Source organism: Roseixanthobacter pseudopolyaromaticivorans, from assembly GCF_043195145.2.
Lineage (GTDB): Bacteria > Pseudomonadota > Alphaproteobacteria > Rhizobiales > Xanthobacteraceae > NCEH01.
The window spans coordinates 1-20,317 of record NZ_JBAFWQ020000003.1 but is presented as its reverse complement, the minus strand read 5'-3'; the positions used below and the strand labels follow the sequence as shown (position 1 = coordinate 20,317).

Here is a 20,317-nt window from a genome sequence, read left to right as displayed (position 1 = left end):
GACCATGGGTAGACAGCTTGCCAGATTGATCACGACGCTCGCATTCGTTCCGATGTTGCTCGCGGCGGTGACAGGCCATGCGCTGGCGCAGAAAGGCCAATATTGCGAGCGCACCAATTATTCAGCCCAGGAGATCACCGACGCGGTGAGAAACTCCTCCCTGCGCGACGATCTCAAGGGGACGTCATGCTCGCTGGGTGGTCTCGGGCGTTTCGAATCCGGCGGCAACAAGGGCGTCTACAATGGCAGTTGCTGCACCGGAATCTTCCAGCTCAACAACGCCAATGTCCAGAAATATGCCGGCACGGATCGCGCCGGATACGGGTGCATGTCGCTGCAGGATCAGGTCGATGCCTGGGCCAGGCTGACGAATGCGGGCTACAACGCGCCGGCCGTGAAACAGCTGGCCTCGATGTCGACCTTCGACGGCCAGAAGGTGGACGCCAGTTTCATCGCGGCGTGTATCCAGCTTGGCACCGGCAACTGCCAGAAGATGGTAAATTCCGGGTCATGCTCAGGCTTCTCCGACATCAACGGGACGACGATCTGCGGTATGGCAAGCAACGCCCGCGCCATGGCTGATCCCAACTGCAAGGATGGACAGGCTGTCTGCGGACCGTCGGGACCTGGAGACTTCCCGACGTTGACGGGCTTCGCCGCCAACCCACCGACGGCAACCACCGCATCGATCATCGTCGCGCCGACCGACGTTTGATCGTCCGACTGGCTCAGTTCAGGTCGGGCGGATCCGGCAGAATATTTTTCCGGAATGCCGCGAGCTGCTCTTCAGTCGCGTCACACAGATCACCGCCACGATAGTGTGCGTAAACCAATGCCCAAAACACCACCTCGTCCGCCCTGCCGGCAAAGAGGGCCTTCTGCAACGTCCGTCCGATCAGCGCGACGGCGCGGGGCGGCTCGTAGCGAGAATGCAGTTCACTCGCGATGAGCTTCGTATCGGCGGTTCGGATCACGGCGCACCTCCTGATCTAAGAGAGTTGGGTTATGCCGCCGAAGGCAGTGATCCGGGGTCAGGGAGAACCGAGCCTTCGCAATGCCGCGCCTGCTGGATCGTCGTGAGGGTTTCCCGGTTGAATGACATGCGCAGCGCCACGACCTCGTCGCGGCCGATGCGCTTGGGAAAGCCGAGAGGGCGCACGAAGAACCGCAGCTGCATCGCGATCACCATCAGCCGCCAATCGATTGCCACGGTGACGGTATCCACGCGATGCGCCATGCCCCATTCGACCACGCCTTGCGCCAGCTCGAGGAATGGTCCGTTTGCGCTGGGGCGGAGCTCGCGATGACGGGGTGCCACGCAAAAGCGTGTCCATTCGAAGACGCGTGGCCCCCGCGGCGGCTTGCTCCGGCAAAGATCGGTCAGGACGTCGCTCAGCAAATGCGGGCGTGTCGTCGGAAGCAGTCTTTGGTAACCGACGATCTCATCGTCACGCAGGCAGACCTGATGAATCGCATGCGCGTCGTCGAAGCGGTCCCGTTCGAGCCCGTCCGGTTGGCGCAGGTCGCTCCAGCCTTTCTCTTCGACGAAGATGGCATGCCGGAAGCGGAAGACGCGCTCCATCAGATCGCCATGCTGCGCGATCTCGGAGCCAGGGATGAGCAAAAGCATGAGAAATTCCTCGGCTTGTTGGGTAACGAGCCGAGGAGTTCATGAATCAAGCGCGGCGGGTATGGTTAGAAATCACCATTGCGCACTGGCGCCGCGATCATTCGTGACGGCTATCGGGCAATCGAGTCGTGCCGTTCCCACCGTGGAGTGCGGGCGCGATCCGAAGCTGATAGCCGCGCCGAAGCTTGCGATCCAGCCACGTTCCAAGCGCCATGCGCGCATCTTCGCGCTGCGCGTAGAGTTCAGTGCGGCGTTGCCCAAAGCTCCCGATCCGCCCCCATTCGCGCACCATCGCCGTCTCCCCGAATAACGTCGGCTCGATCGACAGCACATAGTAACGCGCCATGTTCTGCGACGCGTCGATACGGTCGAGCACGAGAACCTGAAGCATTGATGGCGAGGGCCGATGATCGTCTAGCATGATGCACAGTCCCACGCGCGTGCGCGCATGGTCCAACGCAATGATTGAATCAGTTGCCCGTGATCGATTCGTTTTGGTGATGACGGTCGGCTCGGATCAGCCGACGTGACGGCCAGCAGGCTGCGGAGGCAGGGTACGGCCCGCTTCTGACAGAGTTCTGCGACCCCGGCACCCGGGGCTTCCACGGTGAGCCACCCCGCTCTCAATCAGCGCAATTCCTTGGTCTCGGCCATGGCCTTCTGCGATCAACCCGCCAGGGGTCCGCTATGCGCGCATGCGGCCTCTGCGGCTTCGCCTGCGAGGTGATCGCGGCCGTAATCCGGACGCTTCGGGCGCCTGTCGAGCGGGGATGGTCCCCGCCGCAAGACGGGAGCTGATACGATGTCGCAGAACCTCACCCTTGCTCAAGACCACGCCTGGAACCTCGCCAAGACCCTGATGGTCTGCATCACGCTCTTCGAGTCCGACGGCGGCTATGGCGTTCTCCCCTCGGACGAATTCGACGGCGACCCTGCCTCGGTCATTCACGAATATGATCCCTATGCGCGATGAGGCGCTCTCGACGCGGGGCCCCGGCGGGGTCCCCGCGGTCAGGGAATCTCGCTATCCGGTGGCAGCTCCGCCAATCCCTTGATCGCCTCTTTCAGGCGATGGCTACGATACGCGCTGTCGGCAAACCAGAGCTCGATCTCGGCAGGGTCGAGCGTATCGGCATAAGCCGATGTCGGCACTGGACATCCGGACTCCCGGATGGCGCGTATGTTGTGCTGGTAGCGCCGGATCCGCTCCTCCATCGGCAGCTCGGGTCCATGCTTCAGCAATTTGTCCTTCGGCCAGGTCGGCATGGCAGAGCTCCAAACATCCACTCCAGTCAGCGCAACTCGTCGGCCATCTCCGGATGGCGATCGAGCAGCTTGATCAGCTGGCTGGTCGGGCCGCTCGGCTCGACCAGCCCGCGCTCGTATTTGTCGAAGGCGTTCTCGCCGACCTTGAGCAACGCGCCAGCGTCACGCTGGGAGAGGTTCAGCTTGGTGCGCACACGCCGGATCGTCGCCGGCGACGGCGTGCCGTCAACCTGTTCCTTCAGCGTCCGCAGCGCCACGTCAACCACCGCCATGTCCTTGCCGACATGGATGCCGTCGCCCTCGCCGGCCGGATAATAGCCGGGCAGCTCGACCATGAGGCTCACGCCCTTATAGGCCACCACGAACGGCCGCACGCTGCGCGTCAGGATCTCGCCAGTTTCCGGCGCCGTCATGGTGTCGGGAAGCACCGTCTCTTTCATCGCCATGGTCATTTCTCCTTGAACGACATGACCGTGAACTCGGTGATGACGTCCGCCTGGAACTTCACATAGAGCGTCAATCCCCGCGCCGGCACATGATAGACGTCCTGCCAGACGCGATGATCGGCGAACGTTGTCATCGACTTGAAGAACATGCGCCGCTCGATGCCGATAATCGTCTCGACGATGCCACCACGATCGAATCCGAGCGCCGTCGCATCCCGCAGCGCCGATGTCGTCATCGCCAAGCGGTCGACCGACCCCAGTGCCAGTTTGATGGCCTCGAGATCATAGGTCGGCCGCCGCTTCTCCATGGTCGAAATATGCCACCATAAAGGTGGCAGTTCAAGGGCGCGTCCGATGGGGGTCGGACCCCGCTCTATGCCGCCGGCTGCACCGTCTCCACGCAGCCCCGTCCCGGGTCTGCGCCTGCGGTAACGATCGGTCGCGCGGCAGAGGCCAAGCCGCGGATCGCCGGGAAAGGATGGGCGCGGGAGGCAGGCCCTCCAGGAGAGCGAGAGGGTGGCCGGTCCGGCCGTGACGGGTCGAGGGACCAGCGAGAGTGGCTCGCGGCCGGCCCGTCGCGGAGACCCGCCATGGACCATGCAGCCACCCGCCGGCGCCCTGCCCCGAACCGGGCGTCACTCTACCAGGACATCACCGACCGCATCATCGCCGAATTGGAGGCCGGCCGCGTCCCCTGGGTCCAGCCCTGGTCCGCCGCCGCCGCCCCGCTGGCCATGCCGCGAAACGCCACGACGGGGCGAAAATACTCCGGTATCAACATCCTCATTCTCTGGCACACCGTCATCGAGCACGGCTTCAGCACCCAGCACTGGCTCACCTTCCGCCAGGCGCTCGGGCTCGGCGGCAGCGTGCGCAAGGGCGAGCATGGCACCACCGTCGTCTATGCCAGCCGCTTCACGCCGGGCGAGGACAATGCGCGCGACAGCCGGGACCGTGACGGGCGCGGCGGCATCCCCTTCCTGAAGCGCTTCACCGTCTTCAACGCCGACCAGTGCGACGGTCTCCCCGACACGCTGACGGCGCCGGTGCCCGCTGTTCCCGACGCCGTCGTGCCGCCGGCGATCGACGCCCTCATCAAGGCCAGCGGCGCCGATTTTCGTCTCGGCGGCGACCAGGCCTTTTACGACACCCGGCACGACTACATCCAAGTGCCACGTCCCGGCGCCTTCCACATCCCGATCAATTTCGCCCGCACCGCCGCCCATGAGCTGTCGCATTGGACGGGGGCACGGACGCGTCTCGGACGCGACCAGAGCGGGCAATTCGGCTCTAAGCCCTACTTCGTCGAGGAATGCGTGGCCGAGCTCTCGGCCGCCTTCGTCTGCGCGTCGATCGGCATCGTCCCGACCGTGCGCCATGCCGACTATCTCGGCGCCTGGTTGGACGTCGTTCGCGAGGACAATCGTGCCATCGTCCGCGCTGCCAGCGCCGCCTCCAAGGCAGCCGACTATCTACTGACCCTGCTTCCGGACGCTGATGGATTGGCAGACGAGGACGCGGACGGCGACAAGCAGGAGGCGGCGTGATGCGCGGCCCCCTGCCCGGACCCAAACCGACTGAGCCGTTCCGTGTCCTCAGCCTCGGCGCCGGCGTACAGTCGACCACCCTCGCCCTGATGGCCGCGCATGGTGAGCTGGGGCCCCGTCCCCACTGCGCCATCTTCGCGGACACCGGCTGGGAGCCACGCGCGGTCTACGATCATCTCGCCTGGCTCCGTTCGGAGGCGGTCCTGCCATTTCCGGTGCATGTGGTGGCGGCTGGCAATCTCCGCGACGATCTCCTGGACGGCGCCTGCGGCCTGCGGTGGGCTTCGATCCCCGCTTTCACCCGCACCGTGACGCCCGCGGGCTCCCCGATCGCCGTCTATGGCGAAGATGAGGATGGCGAAGACGTCCAGATCGGCGAGCGGGTCCTCGCGACCGATCTCGTCGACGTCGGCATGATCCGCCGCCAATGCACGTCAGAGTACAAGATCGTGCCCATCCGCAGGAAGGTCCGGGAGCTCGCAGGTCTCACCGGCCGACACTCGCCGAACCACGCTGTCGTCGAACAGTGGATCGGCATCTCGCTAGACGAAGTGGTCCGGATGAAGCCGAGCCGGGAAGCCTGGCAGGTCAATCGCTGGCCCCTGATCGAACAACGGATGGGCCGTTGGGATTGCCTGCGCTGGCTCGATCGGCACGGATATCCTCGACCGCCGAAGAGCAGCTGCATCGGGTGTCCGTTCCACAGCGACGCCATGTGGCGCGCTCTTCGCGACCACGACGCGGAAGGGTGGCGTGACGCGGTCACCGTCGACCGCGCGATTCGAACAGGCATGCGGGGCATGCGCGCCGAGCTCTACCTCCATCGTTCGGCCGTTCCGCTGGAGCAGGCGGATCTGTCGACCGCCGCCGACCGCGGTCAGCAGGATCTCTTCGCGAACGAATGCGAAGGCCTGTGCGGCGTCTGAGCCGATGATCTCAACTCCGCTTCAATGCGACGAAGCTAAATCACAGCAGGCCGATAATTCTTCCGCCGGCAACGCAATAACATGGCCGGCGGGAACAAATCCAAGTTCGTCACAGAGATCACGGAACGCGATCCGACGTGATTCTTTCTCGGCTTCGGCAGCGACACAGACTTGCACACGCTCGTTCTCGCACAGATCTGAAGGGCTGCAGATTGCGCAGTTCATCCGGTGCAGCGTGCGCTCCCACGCGACCAGCGCCATCAGATAGGCGCGGTGCGCGGCGACGGCGCGCTCCTCCAGGGAACCTGGCTCGGGTGCGGCAACCTTCGCCATATTTCAGGTCTCCCACTCCCAGGGCATGTGTCTGCGGTCCGCCCCCGCAAACATGCCCTCGACCACCCATGATCGGGGAGTTGGAAAACCGAGAGTACCCGGTCCCTACGACCTTTAGCACCCGGGGGCGCCTGGACATACGTCGCAGGCTCCCCGACCGCATGGTCAAGGAATCCGGCGCCGTAACGGCCGGCGCCAAACCGGTACTCTTGGGGTTTCCACGCCCCAGGGCGGCGCGTACCGCCCCGCAGTCTTCATACCGAGTCGGGGCGCTCGGTTCCAGATCGTTGTTCGGCCGTCAACATTTCCGTCGCGGGCGCCGGCCGGGCTGCGGCCGTTCGTGCCCGAGCCGAGAGCGAGAGAGGGGCCGGGTCACTTCGTGACGGATCAGGAGGCGGGGAGAGAGGCTCCCGGCCGGTCCGCCACGGAGAACGAACATGGCACCTGCCATCCAGAAGATCGTCCTGAACGGCGCCCGGGACATCGCCTTCAACAAGCTGATCCTGTCCCAGGCGAATGTTCGCCGGATCAAGGCCGGCGTGAGCGTCGAGGAACTGGCGGAGGATATCGCCCGCCGCAAGCTGTTGCAGAGCCTGAATGTCCGCCCCGTGCTCGACGAGGAGGGAACCGAGACCGGCATGTACGAGGTTCCCGCCGGCGGCCGCCGCTATCGTGCCCTCGAACTCCTCGTGAAGCAGAAGCGCCTCGCCAAGACTGCGTTGGTGCCCTGCGTCGTCGGGGACGCCTCGTCCGGCACCTCGGCGGAGGAGGATTCGCTTGCCGAGAACGTCCAGCGCCAGGCGCTCCACCCGCTCGACCAGTTCCGCAGCTTCAAGGCCCTGATCGACAAGGGCCTTAGCGAGGAGGAGATCGCCGCACGCTTCTTCGTGCCGGTCAATGTCGTCAAGCAGCGGCTGCGGCTCACGACCGTCTCGGAAAAGCTGCTCGAGGTCTATGCGGCCGAGGATATGACGCTGGAGCAGCTCACCGCGTTCAGCGTCTCCTCGGACCATGCCCGCCAGGAGCAGGTCTGGGACAGCCTGTCCCGTTCCTACAACAAGGAGGCCTATTACATCCGCAGGCTTCTCACCGAGAGCGCGGTGCGCGTCAGCGACCGTCGCGCTCAGTTCGTCGGCCTCGACGCCTATGAAGCCGCCGGCGGCGTGGTGATGCGTGATCTCTTCACCGACGATCATGGCGGCTGGCTGCAGGATCCGGCGCTTCTCGACCGGCTGGTCGACGACAAGCTCAAGGTGGAGGCGCAGGCCATCGCGAGCGAGGGTTGGAAATGGGTCTCGGCGGCACTCGACTTCAAGTACGGCTACGCGAACGGCCTGCGCCGTCTGGTTGGCGAACCGATCGACATGTCGACGGAGGAGCTTGCGGGCTACGAGGCGCTCAAGGCCGAGTTCGATGCGCTGAACGAGCAGTATGACAGCGCCGACGAGCTTCCCGACGAGGTCGACGAGCGCTTCGGCGAGTTGGAGACGGCGATCGCCGCCTTTGAGCTTCGCCCGCTTCGCTACGATACGGCCGAGATCGCGCGCGCCGGCGTGTTCGTCAGCATCGATGAGGATGGTGCGCTCGAGATCGAGCGTGGCTTCGTCAGGCCGGACGACGAGGTAGCCCCTGACGCCGATGCCGGCTCGGAGATCGGGGGCGACAACCCCGGTGCGGGCGTTCGTGCATCTACCTCGCAGGCGGCGATCACCGTCGGCGGCGAGCCCGCAGGCGAGAGCGGTGGCGCGGAGTCGGAACCGGAGGAGGACGCCCTCCGTCCGCTTTCCGAGCGTCTGATCATCGAGCTGACGGCGCATCGCACGCTGGCCCTGCGCGAGGCGGTCGGGGCGAACTTCGACACGGCCTTCCTCGCGGTGCTGCACGTGCTCGTGCTGAACGCCTTCTACCGCTATGCGTCGGACACCTGCGTCGAGATCACCGCCAAGAGCACCGGCTTCACGGCTCAGGCACCGGGCCTGAAGGACACGCCGTCCGCCAAGGCGATCGGCGAGCGGCACGAAGAATGGCAGAAGCACCTGCCGGAGAAGTCGGCAGACCTGTGGAATGCCCTGGTCGCTTTCGACGGCGACAGCCGCCAGGCGCTCTTCGCGTACTGCGCGTCGCTCTCGGTGAACGCCGTGCATGAGCCCTGGAACCGCAACAAGGACCGGCAGGCTCACGCCGATCATCTGGCGCGCGCCGTGACGCTGGACATGGCGGCAGTCGGCTGGGTTCCCACCGTCGAGAACTATCTCGGCCGCGTGCCCAAGGTCCGGATCCTCGAGGCGGTTCGCGAGGCGAAGGGCGAGCAGTCCGCCCAGCTCATCGACCACCTGAAGAAGGCCGACATGGCGGCGGAAGCCCAGCGCCTGCTCGCCGATTCCAGCTGGCTTCCCGAGCCGCTGCGCACGCGCGAGATGTCCGACGAGGAACTCGACGCATCGGCCGGCGACGCGGGCGACGAGGACCTGCCTGAATTCCTCGCCGGTGACATCGATGCCGACGAAGGCGCGGATGGCGATCCCGACGGCGAGCTCGAACACCTCGACGCGGCCGAGTGATCCGCTGACACGCCGGGGCGGCATCGGTCGCCCCGGCACTTTCTCACCCATCATCCCGCAGACGAGCCCGGCCCCGCGCCGGGCTTCGTCGTTTCTGGAGCCTCAGCATGTCCGCGAAAGCGATCTACGACACCGCCCCGCTTGGCGCCATCATCCGGTTCTCCGACGGCCGCCCGCGGCCACCCGCGCGTTTCACCAGGAAGCTCACAGCGTGGGAGCGGTCAAACGGCATCGGCCGGCTCATCCGCAAATCGCCGCCCTTCGTCACCGGCCGGCTTGCCAGTCCCGCCACCATTACCTTGCATGAGGGCGACATCAGCAGCGCCAATGTCGTGCTCGTCATCGTCCACCGTACCTATGGTGTCGACAGCGCCTTGCAGTTCGAGGTGATCGACGTTCCCAAGCCCGATAGCTGGCGCATCGTGCGGCCCTATGGCGAAGCCGTCGAGCTTCTCCATCTCGCCAATGACCGCGCCGCGGCCGACGCCTGGCTCAGGCAGAACCGCCACCCCCAGGCCCGCATCGAGCGGGTCGACGACCTCGGCGATGCATCCGCCGACGCCGACGCATCGGGGTCTCCGGCGCGGGAGGCCGTGTGATGGACTGGTACGCCGACTGCTCCTATCACGCTGAACGTAAGCGCCGGTTCCACGCGACGGCCCGAGCGCGCCTGCGCCAGCTCGTCGCTGAATTGCGGCTTCCTGCCGGCCGCTTCGATCTCCGCTCGAACCAGGGCGGCATCGCCGTCTCGGGCGAAATCACTCTCCATGGCGAGCAGATCTATGTGCAGGTCTGCCAGCCGGCGACGCTGTTCGACGCGCTCGCGGCCGCCGGCATCACCAGTGTCGCCGTCAATTTCGACGGCTATGGCGATAGTGGGCAGATCGAGAGCATCGACGCCCTCGCGGGAGCCGAGGCCGTCTCGCTTCCGGACACCCTGGTCGAAATAGCCGGGCTTGCGTGGGGTGAGCCGGAAGCCAGGACGCAGTTGCTGTCGCTGCGGGCCGCCATCGAGGAACTCGCCTACGACTTCCTCGGCCAGACCCATGGCGGATGGCCGGACGGCGACGGCGCCTATGGCGATTTCACATTCGACGTCGAACAGCGGTCGATCAGCCTCGACTACAACGAGCGCTACAGCGCCACCGAAAACTACGTCCACGAGTTCTGAGGAGGCGACGATGGCACATCCCTATCACCACGCCCTGTCCTCGGTGAAGAAATGGGGCGGAACGGTCGAGGACTATCTCGCAATTCATAGCTGGTTCGATGCATCGAAGCAGATCACCGCGGACTTTCGCCACCGCGCCTTGCGGCACCACGCCGAGGGCATCTTCATGGCGGAGACCATTTTCGGCACCACGATCACGCTCTCGACCGGCCGTGTGATCCCGACCCGCTGGGTCGGCGAACAGCACGTTCAGGAGGATCTCGGCTTCATCCCGTCCTTCGCCGATTGGGTTCGGACCATCCGCCCGGAGCCCTGGATGGGGCGCGCGCAGCGCCTTGAACTCCAGGTCGATCCCGCCCTGGCGGCAGCGAGCACGGAGGCGGCCTGATCATGTACGGCACTTATCTTCGGCTCGACATCACCGTTCATGCGAGCTGGCAAGCCGTCGTCCGCGCCGCGTCTCGCAAGCTCGCGCGACAAGCCCGGCACGATCCCGCCAAGCGTGCCCAGCGCAAGCAGTTCTATCGCGTGATGCTCGAACATCACCGCAACGCTCAGGAGCTCGTCCGCACATTCCGCCTGTGACGCGCTCGTCGTCCACCATCGCGATCCGTCGCATCCGCCGATGCGAACACGTCGTCCGTCCTTGCCGCTTCCCGGCCCTCGCGCCGGGCTTTTCATTTCAGGAGCAGACCTAATGGCTGACTATCACTCTCCCACGGTGATCCAACCGACCATCCCCAGTGCCGACATGACGGCGCTCGAGCGCTTGATCCTCGGCCACATCTTCGACACCGAGGCGGACGGAGACGGTCTGTACCTCTTCGCCGAGATCGGTCCGAGCGACAGCTTCGAGCTCCCGGTTCGAGACCTTCGGCGTGCGATCGCCGCCTCGGCCGACACCGAGAGTACCGTGAACGCCTATATCTCTGAAAGGATCGCGGCGCTCACCGATGACGACACCCATGTCGAGATCGACCTCAGCGGGATGTCGTGGGAATTCATCCTGCAGGACATCGTCCGGCGCTCGCCGACGCTCGACCATGTCACCGCCATCTCCGCCTTCACCTGCACCCGGATGCGTCCGGACGGTTTCGATGGCATGGCCGTCGTCATCACGGCTGACGCCATCCGTGGCAAATCCACCAACGACATCGTCGAGGACTTCCTTGGAGACGATGCGCATGATGCCCTCTATGCCGGCACGCATGTTCTTCTTCGTGTCCGCGAGCACGCGGTCAAGGAGCAGATTGCCGAGGCGATCGGGGCCGACCCCGATCTCACCTCGATCAACCCGGACGCGGTGACCGAGAGCGACATTCGCTCCGCCTGTCTCGATGTCGTCGCTTGCAGCGATCTGTCGGAAGAACAAGGCGCCGCCGAGTTTCGCGCGGCGGTCGCGGCCATTCGTGCCGCCGAGAGGCGCGATCAGGCGCCCGGCTGACCTCCCCTTCCCTGCTCACGCCTCCGTTTGCGCCCGGCCACTGTGCCGGGCTTTTGATTCAGGAGACCTGCCATGGCTATACCCGACCATGCACGCGCGAACTTCCAGACGCTCCTGCGGGCCGCCCGCGACGGAAACCTCGCTTTGCTGGAATGTGCTGACGCGGTGACCGGTGCGCCGCGATACGTGATCTGTGCCGTCGGTCGCGACGGCGCCGACTTCACGATGACCCCCTTTGGTCGTCTCGCCGATGCGGACCCCTACGACGCCTATCTGCCGCCTCTCGAACCGCCGGCGACATCGCCGTCGACCTGACGCGCCCGCAACAGGTCCTGTCTGGACGCCGCACTTTGCGGGTCAACGGACACGCCGTTTCCGCCCCGACCATGAGGTCGAGCGTGACCTGCAAAGCCTGGCTGCGTCCCGCCGACATGCCGTTGCAGCGCGGATCAGGAGGTGACGGCGATGTGCAAGGTTCTCAACAAGCACAAGGTCGGCGTCCCGCACGGCGCCATCTATATCGGCCGCGGGACAAAGTGGGGCAATCCATTCAGGATTGGCCCCGATGGCGATCGTGCGACCGTCATCGCGAAACATGAGCGCTGGCTGCATGACCAGCATCATCTTCTTCGAGCTCTCGACGAGCTTCGCGGTCACGATCTCGTCTGCTTCTGCGCGCCGGCAGCGTGCCATGGCGACCTCCTGCTGCGGCTCGCCAGCGCGACGCGCGAGGAGCGCATCGCCTGGTGGCGCCAGGCGGCCTAACGCCGCCGATTCATCATGTACCCATGGAGGCGTCCCCGCTGTTCCGGCGCGATCCGGCATAGTTCCGGTTACGGCATACCGTCTGTCCTGGCGGTCATCTTGCCCATGCCCCGTGTATGAGCCGTGGCCATCCCTTCCATTGCCACCTTGGTAGCGGTCTCGCCGGCTGTGTCGGTCAACCCGCGAGGGGTTCCCCTCGTCTACTCGGTGACCGCGCCGTCCAGCCCTCTCCTATGGCGTCATCGGGAATGACCCCGACCAATTTCAGAAAGACTGGATCATGAGCAGGACGACCATGCAGACGCCGCCGTACCATCCCTACGATATCGCAGTGTGGCCGGATGGGGCGTGGGCGACGCTCGGAGAGGTGTGGCGCGGCGAGTTCAGCCACCGATCCGACGACTTCGAAATTGTCCGTCTCGAAGATGTCGCGAGGCTGAAAGAGCTTGGCCTGGCTGATGACTTCGATGTTTCCTGACCCGCCGCGCGCTGGCCGCCGCCAAGTGCCGCGGCCAGGCGTGCCGACCCGAGAGTGAGAGAAAGGCCGGAACGGGGGGATCCGGCCGGGACTGAGAGAGAGCGACCGGCGGATTGCCCGTCCCAGCTCTCCCGGATCGTCCCACATGAACGGCCTTTCCCCCTCGTCTGCAGCAGGTGCCGCTGTATCTCCGGCTCCCGCCTCGTCCGCCCCATTGACTGCAGCCCAAATTCTTGCGGCCGCCGAGTTCCTTCTGCCAGAGCTCGCACGCGGGCGCCGCATCACCACCCCCATTCTCCGCAGTGCGATGGAGGCGGCCACCGGCGGCTCGGATTCGGATGGCAGGTGGCTCTGGCGCGACGCCTATGAGGCCTGCGAGGCCGCGCAGGTCCTGTTCCTGCGCAAGTATGGCCCGGCCATGCGCCGGCAGGCGGCAAAGCCCGCGGCGCTTCTCGCGATGCTCTCGCGCGTCGCGGCGCTGCTGCCGACCCAGACCCGTCGCTCCGAGGAAAGCCAGAGCTTTCAGCAGTTCTCGACGCCGATCGACCTCGGCTTCGTCGCGGCTGTTGCCGCTGGCGTCACGGACGGGGACGTCGTGCTCGAACCCTCGGCCGGCACCGGGCTCCTCGCCATTCTTGCGGAGCAGCCTGGCGTGAGCATGATGCTCAACGAGCTTGCCGCGACGCGCGCGGATCTGCTCGGGATGCTGTTTCCTTCGGTCACGGTCACGCACCACGATGCGGCCCAGATCGATGATCGGCTCGACGAGGGCAGTGGCCCCACCGTCGTCCTGATGAACCCGCCATTCTCCGTTGCCGCTCATGTCGATGGGACAGTGCGGGACGCCGCGTTCCAGCATCTCGTGTCTGCCTTCGCGAGGTTGAGGGACGGCGGCCGACTGGTCGCGATCACCGGAGCGAGCATGGCGCCGGATGCGCCACGGTGGCGCGACGGCTTCATCCGCCTCCAGGAACGTGGGCGCGTCGTGTTCTCCGCAGCCATTGACGGCCGCGTCTACGCGCCTCACGGCACGACGATCGAGACGAGGCTGACGGTCATCGACAAGGTGCCAGCCGAGGATGCGAGCGCGTTTCCGGTCTCGCCCGGTGCCGCGTCCGACGTCGGCATGCTGCTGGACTGGATCGCCGAGCGGCTGCCGAAGCGCGCGCCCATTGGGATGGCGGCGGCTCGCTCGTCCTCCCCGTCGATCGTCAGGCAGCCGCGCCAGATCCCATCGACCGCGTCGCGTCCACTTCGTTCGACCATGCTGCCGGCGCCTGACGAGCCGGTTGTCGAGCTCGCATACGAGACCGTGGATTGGGCGCCGACCGAGCGCGGCAGCCTCTCGGACGCGATCTATGAGGGCTACGCGCTGCAATCGATCCGGATTCCGGACGCGATGCCGCATCCGACCCTTCTGGTGCAATCGGCGGCAATGGCCTCGGTCGCGCCGCCCAAGCCGGCCTGTCGCCCGCGGCTCCCCGCGAAAGTGATCACCGAGGGCCTGCTCTCCGACGCGCAGCTGGAGAGCGTGATCTATGCCGGCGAGGCCCATGCGGGTCATCTCGCGGGGTCCTGGACGGTCGATGCGACCTATGACGTGGTCGCCGCGGCGCCAGACGATGCCGAGAACGCGGTTCGTTTCAGGCGCGGCTGGTTCCTCGGCGACGGGACGGGGGCCGGTAAGGGCCGCCAGGTCGCCGGCGTCCTGCTCGACAATTGGCTGCACGGCCGTCGGCGCGCCGTCTGGGTCTCGAAGTCGGACAAGCTGCTGGAAGATGCGCAGCGCGACTGGTCGGCCCTCGGCCAGGAACGTCTCCTGGTCACGCCACTGTCGCGGTTTCGCCAGGGCTCGGCGATCCGCCTCGACGAAGGCATCCTGTTCACCACCTACGCCACGATCCGCTCGCAGGAGCGCGAGGGTAAGGTCAGCCGCGTCCAGCAGATCGTCGACTGGCTCGGCAAGGACTTCGATGGCGTGATCGTGTTCGACGAGGCCCACGCCATGGCCAACGCCGCCGGCGGCAAGACCGAGCGCGGCGACCAGGCGGCCTCGCAGCAGGGCAAGGCCGGACTGCGGCTGCAGCACGCGTTGCCGGACGCCCGCATCCTCTACGTCTCGGCGACGGGCGCGACGACCGTCGAGAACCTGGCCTACGCCCAGCGCCTCGGCCTGTGGGGCGGCACCGACTTCCCCTTCGCCAATCGCGCGGAATTCGTCGCCGCCATCGAAGACGGTGGCGTCGCCGCGATGGAGGTGCTGGCGCGCGACCTGAAGGCGCTCGGGCTCTACGCCGCGCGGTCGCTCTCCTATGAGGGCGTCGAATATGAGCTCGTCGAGCATCAGCTCACCCCCGATCAGATCCGCATCTACGATGCTTATGCCGGCGCCTTCCAGATCATCCACAACAACCTGCGCGCGGCGATGGAAGCCTCGAACATCCGCTCGAGCAAGGGCACGCTCAATGGCCAGGCGATGTCGGCCGCGCTCTCGGCGTTTGAAAGTTCGAAGCAGCGCTTCTTTAGCCACCTCATTACCGCGATGAAAACCCCGAGCCTGATCGCTGCCGTCGATCAGGATCTCGCCGCTGGCCACGCGGCGGTTATTCAGATCGTGTCGACCGGCGAGGCTCTGCTCGAGCGACGGCTCGCCGAGATCCCGACCGAGGACTGGGGCGATATCCAGGTCGACGTGACGCCGAGGGAATACGTGCTGGACTATCTCCAGCATTCCTTTCCGACGCAGCTTTTTCAGCCTTTCACGGACAGCGAGGGCAATCTGTCGTCGCGGCCGGTCTTCGAGGATGGCCATCCGGTGCAATGCCGCGAGGCCGTGGCGCGCCGCGACCGGATGATCGAGCATCTCGCGGGGCTCGATCCCGTCCAGAGCGCACTCGATCAGATCATCCAGCGCTTCGGGACGGATATTGTCGCAGAGGTCACCGGCCGGTCCCGCCGTATCGTGCGCAAGGCCGGCAAGGACGGCCTCGATCGCCTTGCCGTCGAAAATCGCCCGGGCTCCGCAAACCTCGCCGAGACGCAGGCGTTCATGGACGACGACAAGCGCATCCTCGTCTTCTCCGATGCGGGCGGCACCGGCCGCAGCTACCACGCCGAACTCTCGGCGCGGAACCGGCGCCTGCGCGTCCACTACCTCCTCGAGGCCGGGTGGAAAGCCGACACGGCCATCCAGGGCCTCGGGCGGACGAACCGCACCAATCAGGCGCAGCCGCCTCTCTTCCGTCCGGTTGCGACCAATGTGAAGGCGGAAAAGCGCTTCCTGTCGACGATCGCGCGCCGGCTCGACACGCTCGGCGCCATCACCAAGGGCCAGCGCCAGACCGGCGGCCAGGGCCTGTTCCGCGCCGATGACAATCTCGAATCGGCTTACGCGAAAGCGGCGCTGCGGCAATTCTATCTGCGCCTCCTCACTGGCAAGATCGACGGGTGCTCGCTGCAGCAGTTCGAGAGCGCCACGGGCCTTTCGCTGACCGATAGCGACGGATCGATCCGGGAGGAGCTGCCGGCGATCACCACCTTCCTGAACCGTTTGCTCGCTCTGACCATCGGCACGCAAAACCTGCTCTTCGATGTCTTCGAGACCATCCTGGTGGCGAAGATCGAGGGGGCCATTGCCTCGGGTCACTACGACGCCGGCGTCGAGACCGTGCGGGCCGACAGCATGGTCGTCGCCAAGCGCCGCACCGTCTACGTCCATGACGCCTCCGGCGCCGAAACCCGCGTCTTCACGATCGCGCGGAAGGATCGCAACGAGCCGATGTCGCTCGACGAGGCGTTGCAGCGCGTTGCCGAGCGTGATGCCAGGCTGCTGATCAATGCCAAGTCGAACCGCGCCGCCGTCCAGGTTTCCGCTGCGAGCCTGATGCTCGACGACGGCGAGGTGGAGCGCCGCGTCCGCCTGCTGCGGCCGACGGAGCGGCATGCGATCGGCCTCGACGCGCTGTCGCAGACGCATTGGGAGGAAGCGGATCGCGAGAGCTTCGTTGCGGCCTGGTCTGCCGAGATCGCGGACCTGCCGGAGTTCACGACGTCGACGTTTCATGTCGTCACCGGCCTTCTGCTCCCGATCTGGAAGCGAATCCCCGACGAGACCTGCAAGGTCTACCGCCTGCAGACCGATGACGGCGAGCGCGTCATCGGCCGGCTGATTTCGCCGGCGGCACTATCGACGCTCTATCGCAATCTTGGCCAGGATGGCGCGCCGACGCTCACCACAGGGGAAGCATGGGAGGCGGTCTCGGCCGGCCGCGCCGTCCTGCAACTTGCCGACGGGCTCCAGCTTCGCCGGGTGCGCGTGATGAACGATCATCGCATCGAGCTCACCGGGTTCACTGAGGGCATGCGGGACCGGCTCCGCGCGATGGGCCTTTTCAGCGAGATCATCGCCTGGAAGCTGCGCTTCTTCGTCCCGGTCGGCGTGTCGGGCTTCGATGTCGTTGGCCGGCTGCTGGATCGCCACCCGTTCACGACGGTCATCGACCGCGCGGCCGCTTGATCGGAGGCCGTCACGATGTCCTCCGCCAACTCGACCTCCGAGCTGGCACGCCGCCTCGCGCATCACGCCGAAGCGGTGTGCCGGCATTATCTCCGTGCCGGTCACAAGGAAGGTCGCTATTGGCTTGTCGGCGACACGCTCGGCACGCCGGGGCGATCCCTCTATGTCAGGCTCAGCGGCCCCGACTACGGCAAGGGTGCTGCCGGCAAGTGGACCGATGGCGCAACCGGTGAGCATGGCGACCTGCTGGATCTGATCGCACTCAACCGTGGCCTCACCGACATCCGCGACGCCAAGGATGAAGCGCGGGCTTTCCTCAGCCTGCCCCTGCCGGAGCCTCCTCCCCTATCTGGATCACGATTTTCGTCGAAGCCGCGCAATACCGCCGAGGCGGCACGGCGTCTGTTCGCCATGGCGCGCCCGATCGCCGACACGTGGGCCGATGGTTACCTGAAGCACCGTAGCATCGCCTCAGCGATCGTCGATGACCGGTTCCTTCGTTTCCATCCGCATTGCTATTATCGCGACCATGATGATGCACCGACACGCACGTTCCCGGCTCTGATCGCAGCCGTCACCGACGATCGCGGACGCATCACCGGCGTGCATCGCACCTGGCTTCATCCCTACGACATTGGCGAGAAAGCGCCGGTCGCGTCGCAGCGGCGGGCGATGGGAGACCTTCTCGGCAACGGCGTTCGCTTCGGCATGCGCTCCGACGAATCCAACCCGGTGATGGCGGCCGGCGAAGGCGTCGAGACCATGATGTCGCTGCGCATGGTCATGCCCAGGATGCCGATGATCGCTGGCCTGTCGGCCAACCACCTTGCCGCGATCCAGCTCCCGCCTTCGCTGGGGCGTCTCTACGTCGCTGTCGATGCTGATCCTGCCGGACGCAGTGGGATGGAACGGTTGAGCCGGCGTGCGCGGCAGCTCGGGATCGAGGTTCTGACGCTGTCGCCGAGGCTGGGCGATTTCAACGAAGACCTTCGACGGCTCGGCAGCCCCAGTCTCACTGAGGATCTGGGGTCTCAACTCGTCCCGCAGGACGGAGCGCGGTTCCTGCTCGCGGCGTGACGGAATGCGCCGGGAGGGGAAGAGGTGCGCGGCATCGGGGAGCCGGTCGTGCTGATCGCAGGAGATTGTCCCTTGGCGAGAGAGGGCCGCATCCATGGCCTTCTAGAGGGCGAGTGGGCGTCAGAGCGGCCGGGCCGGCAAGTGCGGTCGGCAACTGTTTTCCGCCGGCAGGCAAGCCTGCCTTTGCATCGCGAATCAAAACAGCCGCCGCCCTGCCCTCCTCCGCGATGCTCCGGCCGCCGCGCTGCGCTTGGCGGTGCAAGCCCGACCCCTCCGCCGCCTGATCGCCACGAAAGCCGCGATGGGCGCGGCCGCCGCCCCACGGAGGACATCCCCATGGCGATCGACCAGCACCCCGACGACGAGCCGATCCACGCTTCGTCCGCGACATCCCAGGTCATCCACGAACTGCAGCTCTACGGCCACCGTCCGCACCAGGACGAGCCCGATCCGAGACCCCTCCCCGACGAGCCCGTGGTCCGGGGCGCCCTCGCCGACATCTTCGATGCCCTCATCGCGACCCTGGCCGACACCCGGCTCGAGCCCGACCTCGAGGACCTGCTCTGGTCGACCGTCAACCTGTTCCACCGCGCGGCGGGCCGCATCCAGCGCGAGCTCGACCGCAATGAGGACGACCAGCGCAAGAGCCAGCAGGAACAGGACGGCTCGGAGGTGCGCTCCGTCGAACTCGAGCGCCTCATCGCCCAGGGCACGACCATGATCGAGCGCCGCGAGACCATGGAGTTCTTCCGTGAGCACGCGGCCGACCTCTTCGAGGCCCATGTCGGATCGGTGTGGCATCCGCGGACCGGTTCGAAGGTCAACCATCGCAACCTGACCGCCGCAGTCATAGACAGCCGGGACTTCCTCGCCGCCAAGCGCCGGATCGAGATCGAGCCTCTGATGCCGGCCGGCGTGAAGGTCGCCTTCGCCGGCGGCCTCGACTGCAACGACTACCAGGCGATCTGGGACGTGCTCGACAAGGTACATGCCAAACATACCGACTTGGTGCTGCTCCATGGCGGATCGACGAAGGGCGCGGAGTTCATCGCCTCAAGGTGGGCGGATGCGCGCAAGGTACCGCAAGTGTCCTTCAAGCCCGACTGGACGCGGCACGCCAAGGCGGCGCCTTTCAAGCGCAACGACGAATTGCTCAGGGCGCTGCCGATCGGCGTCGTTGTCTTCCCAGGCTCCGGGATCACCGACAACTTGGCCGACAAGGCGAAGGCGATGGGCATCCCGGTCTGGCGGTTCGGGGGCGGCGCGTGAGCGTCGGTTCCCTTGAAATCATGGGAAACATGGATATGATGGAAATCATGGATATTTTCGGGGAGCATTCACATGCGCGCCTTCACCACCAATGACCTCAACAAGCAGGTCGGCGAAGTCACCGATGCGGCGACGAAGTCGCCGATCGTCATCACGCGGCATCGCAAGCCCCGCTTCGTCATGATGAGCTACGAGCACTACCAGAAGATCAGGGGCGAAGGCGACCCCCGCCGCGCATACGCCGCCGGTGAAACGCCGGACGACGTCGCCTCGTTGTTCTCGGCTGAGGTCGACCGTCTGGCGACGGGCGAAGGCTACGACGATGACCGGTGACCTGCGTCCCGGCACGATCGTCCAGTATCCGTACCTCTGGAAGTGGCAGCAGGAACGCGGCGAGACGGAAGGTCGAAAGGATCGACCCGTCTGCGTTATCCTCGCAGTGCGCGGATCTGACGGTCTGACCCATCTTGCGCTCCTGGCGATTTCAAGCCGCCAACCGGGCTCCGAGCAGGTCGCGATCGAGGTTCCCGAAATCGAATGCCGGCGCGGCGGGCTCAGCGATCTCAAGCGGGCCTGGATCAGCGTCAGCGAGTACAATTATGATATCGCCGAGCGGTCCTTCTATCTCGATGCGGGCGAGCCCGCACTCGGACGTTTCAGTCGTTCCTTCATGATGAAACTTGCGAGCGCGGTGTCTCCCCTCTTCCGGGCCGGACAGGTGCGCATAGATCGCATCGACTAGGGGTGTTACGGACTTGCCGGAAGGCTTCTGTGCCGACCGCGGAGCGCGTCGGCCTCTTCGCTCACGGCGGTTGCTGAGCGCCGGCCCCGCTTGCCGATGGTGCCCGGCAGCGGTTCTGGCGGGCCGATGTTGCCCAAGATGGGAAT

Annotated in this window: 25 protein-coding genes; 18 read left to right on the top strand and 7 right to left on the bottom strand. The window is 65.9% G+C overall.

Annotation, left to right across the window (positions count from 1 at the left end):
* The first annotated feature begins 4 nt into the window (after nt 1-4).
* Nucleotides 5-715, top strand: a complete 711-nt coding sequence (locus V5F68_RS24960) for a hypothetical protein (protein WP_394015631.1) — start codon at nt 5-7, stop codon at nt 713-715.
* A gap of 13 nt (nt 716-728) precedes the next feature.
* On the opposite strand, the gene V5F68_RS24955 is transcribed toward V5F68_RS24960, so the two are convergent.
* From V5F68_RS24955 to V5F68_RS24945, 3 genes are all read right to left on the bottom strand, one after another.
* The gene (locus V5F68_RS24955) at nt 729-974 is read right to left on the bottom strand and encodes a hypothetical protein (protein ID WP_394015632.1); all 246 of its coding nucleotides are present in this window, start codon (nt 972-974) and stop codon (nt 729-731) included.
* A gap of 29 nt (nt 975-1,003) precedes the next feature.
* Entirely contained in the window at nt 1,004-1,630 is a 627-nt protein-coding gene (locus V5F68_RS24950) for an acyl-homoserine-lactone synthase (protein ID WP_394015633.1), read from the bottom strand.
* A gap of 97 nt (nt 1,631-1,727) precedes the next feature.
* The gene (locus V5F68_RS24945) at nt 1,728-2,051 is read right to left on the bottom strand and encodes a WGR domain-containing protein (protein ID WP_246544811.1); all 324 of its coding nucleotides are present in this window, start codon (nt 2,049-2,051) and stop codon (nt 1,728-1,730) included.
* 381 nt (nt 2,052-2,432) lie between these two features.
* On the opposite strand from V5F68_RS24945, the gene V5F68_RS24940 reads away from it, so the two are divergent.
* A complete protein-coding gene (locus V5F68_RS24940) occupies nt 2,433-2,603 on the top strand; it encodes a hypothetical protein (protein WP_213375234.1) in 171 nt (56 codons plus the stop codon).
* 38 nt (nt 2,604-2,641) lie between these two features.
* Here the strand turns inward: V5F68_RS24940 and V5F68_RS24935 are convergent, their stop codons facing one another.
* The 3 genes from V5F68_RS24935 to V5F68_RS24925 are packed head-to-tail and all read right to left on the bottom strand — an operon-like array spanning nt 2,642 to nt 3,650.
* A complete protein-coding gene (locus V5F68_RS24935; RefSeq protein WP_213375232.1) occupies nt 2,642-2,896 on the bottom strand; it encodes a hypothetical protein in 255 nt (84 codons plus the stop codon).
* A gap of 26 nt (nt 2,897-2,922) precedes the next feature.
* On the bottom strand, nt 2,923-3,342 hold the full coding sequence (locus tag V5F68_RS24930; protein WP_213375230.1) for a type II toxin-antitoxin system MqsA family antitoxin: 420 nt from the start codon (nt 3,340-3,342) through the stop codon (nt 2,923-2,925).
* Between the two features lie 2 nt (nt 3,343-3,344).
* Nucleotides 3,345-3,650: a type II toxin-antitoxin system MqsR family toxin gene (locus tag V5F68_RS24925; RefSeq protein ID WP_213375363.1), complete on the bottom strand. Its 306-nt coding sequence runs from the start codon at nt 3,648-3,650 to the stop codon at nt 3,345-3,347.
* Nucleotides 3,651-3,932: 282 nt separating this feature from the next.
* Between V5F68_RS24925 and V5F68_RS24920 the strand changes: the two genes are divergently transcribed.
* Entirely contained in the window at nt 3,933-4,889 is a 957-nt protein-coding gene (locus V5F68_RS24920) for an ArdC family protein (protein WP_394015634.1), read from the top strand.
* Nucleotides 4,889-5,815: a hypothetical protein gene (locus V5F68_RS24915; protein ID WP_394015635.1), complete on the top strand. Its 927-nt coding sequence runs from the start codon at nt 4,889-4,891 to the stop codon at nt 5,813-5,815. The genes V5F68_RS24920 and V5F68_RS24915 overlap by 1 nt, the downstream gene beginning before the upstream one ends.
* Nucleotides 5,816-5,836: 21 nt before the next feature.
* Here the strand turns inward: V5F68_RS24915 and V5F68_RS24910 are convergent, their stop codons facing one another.
* Complete coding sequence (locus tag V5F68_RS24910; protein ID WP_394015636.1) at nt 5,837-6,148, bottom strand: transcriptional repressor TraM; 312 nt, start codon at nt 6,146-6,148, stop codon at nt 5,837-5,839.
* Between the two features lie 437 nt (nt 6,149-6,585).
* On the opposite strand from V5F68_RS24910, the gene V5F68_RS24905 reads away from it, so the two are divergent.
* The 14 genes from V5F68_RS24905 to V5F68_RS24840 all read left to right on the top strand — a co-directional run bounded on the left by V5F68_RS24905 (nt 6,586) and on the right by V5F68_RS24840 (nt 20,171).
* Complete coding sequence (locus V5F68_RS24905; RefSeq protein ID WP_394015637.1) at nt 6,586-8,709, top strand: ParB/RepB/Spo0J family partition protein; 2,124 nt, start codon at nt 6,586-6,588, stop codon at nt 8,707-8,709.
* A 107-nt stretch (nt 8,710-8,816) separates the two neighbouring features.
* On the top strand, nt 8,817-9,308 hold the full coding sequence (locus V5F68_RS24900; protein WP_394015638.1) for a UCP036055 family protein: 492 nt from the start codon (nt 8,817-8,819) through the stop codon (nt 9,306-9,308).
* Entirely contained in the window at nt 9,308-9,880 is a 573-nt protein-coding gene (locus V5F68_RS24895) for a DUF6878 family protein (protein ID WP_394015639.1), read from the top strand. Before V5F68_RS24900 ends, V5F68_RS24895 begins: the two co-directional genes overlap by 1 nt.
* 10 nt (nt 9,881-9,890) lie before the next feature.
* On the top strand, nt 9,891-10,268 hold the full coding sequence (locus V5F68_RS24890) for a DUF6915 family protein (protein ID WP_213375361.1): 378 nt from the start codon (nt 9,891-9,893) through the stop codon (nt 10,266-10,268).
* 2 nt (nt 10,269-10,270) lie between these two features.
* A complete protein-coding gene (locus V5F68_RS24885; protein WP_213375218.1) occupies nt 10,271-10,465 on the top strand; it encodes a hypothetical protein in 195 nt (64 codons plus the stop codon).
* A gap of 112 nt (nt 10,466-10,577) precedes the next feature.
* Entirely contained in the window at nt 10,578-11,324 is a 747-nt protein-coding gene (locus V5F68_RS24880) for a hypothetical protein (protein ID WP_394015640.1), read from the top strand.
* Between the two features lie 72 nt (nt 11,325-11,396).
* Nucleotides 11,397-11,639 (top strand): DUF6117 family protein, encoded by a 243-nt coding sequence (locus V5F68_RS24875; protein WP_394015641.1) that lies wholly within the window; start codon nt 11,397-11,399, stop codon nt 11,637-11,639.
* Nucleotides 11,640-11,789: 150 nt separating this feature from the next.
* Nucleotides 11,790-12,089, top strand: a complete 300-nt coding sequence (locus V5F68_RS24870) for a DUF4326 domain-containing protein (RefSeq protein ID WP_394015642.1) — start codon at nt 11,790-11,792, stop codon at nt 12,087-12,089.
* Between the two features lie 280 nt (nt 12,090-12,369).
* A complete protein-coding gene (locus V5F68_RS24865) occupies nt 12,370-12,567 on the top strand; it encodes a hypothetical protein (protein ID WP_394015643.1) in 198 nt (65 codons plus the stop codon).
* Between the two features lie 145 nt (nt 12,568-12,712).
* The gene (locus tag V5F68_RS24860) at nt 12,713-17,083 is read left to right on the top strand and encodes a strawberry notch-like NTP hydrolase domain-containing protein (RefSeq protein WP_394015644.1); all 4,371 of its coding nucleotides are present in this window, start codon (nt 12,713-12,715) and stop codon (nt 17,081-17,083) included.
* 15 nt (nt 17,084-17,098) lie between these two features.
* Nucleotides 17,099-18,160 carry a DUF7146 domain-containing protein gene (locus V5F68_RS24855; protein ID WP_394015645.1) on the top strand — a complete coding sequence of 354 codons (1,062 nt, stop codon included), beginning with the start codon at nt 17,099-17,101 and terminating at the stop codon, nt 18,158-18,160.
* A gap of 336 nt (nt 18,161-18,496) precedes the next feature.
* Nucleotides 18,497-19,429, top strand: coding sequence for a DUF2493 domain-containing protein (locus V5F68_RS24850; protein WP_394015646.1), 933 nt, complete (start codon nt 18,497-18,499; stop codon nt 19,427-19,429).
* A gap of 72 nt (nt 19,430-19,501) precedes the next feature.
* Entirely contained in the window at nt 19,502-19,762 is a 261-nt protein-coding gene (locus V5F68_RS24845) for a type II toxin-antitoxin system Phd/YefM family antitoxin (RefSeq protein WP_394015647.1), read from the top strand.
* Nucleotides 19,752-20,171, top strand: coding sequence for a hypothetical protein (locus tag V5F68_RS24840; RefSeq protein WP_394015648.1), 420 nt, complete (start codon nt 19,752-19,754; stop codon nt 20,169-20,171). The genes V5F68_RS24845 and V5F68_RS24840 overlap by 11 nt, the downstream gene beginning before the upstream one ends.
* Nucleotides 20,172-20,317: the final 146 nt, after the last annotated feature.

Coding starts and splice junctions, on each gene's coding strand:
- V5F68_RS24960 (WP_394015631.1), top strand. CDS start 5: ATGGGTAGACAGCTTGCCAGATTGATCACGACGCTCGCATTCGTTCCG.
- V5F68_RS24950 (WP_394015633.1), bottom strand. CDS start 1,630: ATGCTTTTGCTCATCCCTGGCTCCGAGATCGCGCAGCATGGCGATCTG.
- V5F68_RS24945 (WP_246544811.1), bottom strand. CDS start 2,051: ATGCTAGACGATCATCGGCCCTCGCCATCAATGCTTCAGGTTCTCGTG.
- V5F68_RS24940 (WP_213375234.1), top strand. CDS start 2,433: ATGTCGCAGAACCTCACCCTTGCTCAAGACCACGCCTGGAACCTCGCC.
- V5F68_RS24935 (WP_213375232.1), bottom strand. CDS start 2,896: ATGCCGACCTGGCCGAAGGACAAATTGCTGAAGCATGGACCCGAGCTG.
- V5F68_RS24930 (WP_213375230.1), bottom strand. CDS start 3,342: ATGGCGATGAAAGAGACGGTGCTTCCCGACACCATGACGGCGCCGGAA.
- V5F68_RS24925 (WP_213375363.1), bottom strand. CDS start 3,650: ATGGAGAAGCGGCGGCCGACCTATGATCTCGAGGCCATCAAACTGGCA.
- V5F68_RS24920 (WP_394015634.1), top strand. CDS start 3,933: ATGGACCATGCAGCCACCCGCCGGCGCCCTGCCCCGAACCGGGCGTCA.
- V5F68_RS24915 (WP_394015635.1), top strand. CDS start 4,889: ATGCGCGGCCCCCTGCCCGGACCCAAACCGACTGAGCCGTTCCGTGTC.
- V5F68_RS24910 (WP_394015636.1), bottom strand. CDS start 6,148: ATGGCGAAGGTTGCCGCACCCGAGCCAGGTTCCCTGGAGGAGCGCGCC.
- V5F68_RS24905 (WP_394015637.1), top strand. CDS start 6,586: ATGGCACCTGCCATCCAGAAGATCGTCCTGAACGGCGCCCGGGACATC.
- V5F68_RS24900 (WP_394015638.1), top strand. CDS start 8,817: ATGTCCGCGAAAGCGATCTACGACACCGCCCCGCTTGGCGCCATCATC.
- V5F68_RS24895 (WP_394015639.1), top strand. CDS start 9,308: ATGGACTGGTACGCCGACTGCTCCTATCACGCTGAACGTAAGCGCCGG.
- V5F68_RS24890 (WP_213375361.1), top strand. CDS start 9,891: ATGGCACATCCCTATCACCACGCCCTGTCCTCGGTGAAGAAATGGGGC.
- V5F68_RS24885 (WP_213375218.1), top strand. CDS start 10,271: ATGTACGGCACTTATCTTCGGCTCGACATCACCGTTCATGCGAGCTGG.
- V5F68_RS24880 (WP_394015640.1), top strand. CDS start 10,578: ATGGCTGACTATCACTCTCCCACGGTGATCCAACCGACCATCCCCAGT.
- V5F68_RS24875 (WP_394015641.1), top strand. CDS start 11,397: ATGGCTATACCCGACCATGCACGCGCGAACTTCCAGACGCTCCTGCGG.
- V5F68_RS24870 (WP_394015642.1), top strand. CDS start 11,790: ATGTGCAAGGTTCTCAACAAGCACAAGGTCGGCGTCCCGCACGGCGCC.
- V5F68_RS24865 (WP_394015643.1), top strand. CDS start 12,370: ATGAGCAGGACGACCATGCAGACGCCGCCGTACCATCCCTACGATATC.
- V5F68_RS24860 (WP_394015644.1), top strand. CDS start 12,713: ATGAACGGCCTTTCCCCCTCGTCTGCAGCAGGTGCCGCTGTATCTCCG.
- V5F68_RS24855 (WP_394015645.1), top strand. CDS start 17,099: ATGTCCTCCGCCAACTCGACCTCCGAGCTGGCACGCCGCCTCGCGCAT.
- V5F68_RS24850 (WP_394015646.1), top strand. CDS start 18,497: ATGGCGATCGACCAGCACCCCGACGACGAGCCGATCCACGCTTCGTCC.
- V5F68_RS24845 (WP_394015647.1), top strand. CDS start 19,502: ATGCGCGCCTTCACCACCAATGACCTCAACAAGCAGGTCGGCGAAGTC.
- V5F68_RS24840 (WP_394015648.1), top strand. CDS start 19,752: ATGACCGGTGACCTGCGTCCCGGCACGATCGTCCAGTATCCGTACCTC.